The 627-nt window shown below is 57.3% G+C and carries 2 protein-coding genes; one reads left to right on the top strand and one right to left on the bottom strand.

Translation table 11 applies throughout. The features are described from left to right. Window positions 1-336, bottom strand: a 336-nt coding sequence (locus tag NZ585_14995) for an FGGY family carbohydrate kinase (GenBank protein ID MCS7081338.1), incomplete at its 3' end; no start/stop codon positions are given. A 44-nt stretch (window positions 337-380) separates the two neighbouring features. Here NZ585_14995 and NZ585_14990 point away from each other — a divergent pair. Further along, window positions 381-627, top strand: a 247-nt coding sequence (locus tag NZ585_14990; protein MCS7081337.1) for a cation-transporting P-type ATPase, incomplete at its 3' end; no start/stop codon positions are given.

Raw genomic sequence — 627 nt, 5'->3', positions numbered from 1 at the left:
CGGAACATAACGCTGCAGTTCTTCTAGGCAAACGACAGCGCAGGCATCGTTGTAGAGCAAAACAGGCGCGACGGGTTCCCCTTGATCGTCAACAAGTAGTACCGTCCCCGATGTCCCAGCAATGGCGATGTGATGGATACGGGGTTTCAAAGCTGGGGGAATCGTTTGGAGTACCTGTTCGAGTGCTGCCCGCCATTGGTACGGGTCTGCCGGGTCACGCAGGGGTATCCGGTCGGCATGGTGAATCTGCCCTTGGGCGTCAATCACCATCGCCTTGAGCGCCGATGTGCCGCAATCAATTCCCAGGCTGAGCGTCCCACACCCCTGTTCAACCATCCGGCCACCCCCTAGGATGGAAACTAAGTACCCACGACAAGGACATGGCCGTTCCTACCAATTGCACTGCACCCGACTGGCATACCCTCTCCATTCCTGACACCTTAACCTACCTGAAAACTAGCCCCGACGGTCTGGCGCCAGCGGAAGCCCAGCAACGACTCGCCCAATACGGGCCGAATGAACTAGAAGAAACCCACGCCCGTAGCCGCTGGGACATTCTCCTGGACCAGTTCAAAAATGTGATGCTATTGCTACTGATTGCGGTGGCAATCCTGTCGGGGGTACTGG

This window comes from Chloracidobacterium sp. (genome assembly GCA_025057975.1).
GTDB lineage: Bacteria > Acidobacteriota > Blastocatellia > Chloracidobacteriales > Chloracidobacteriaceae > Chloracidobacterium.
Note: the sequence above shows the minus strand (reverse complement) of the source record. Positions and strands in the feature narration are given on the sequence as shown.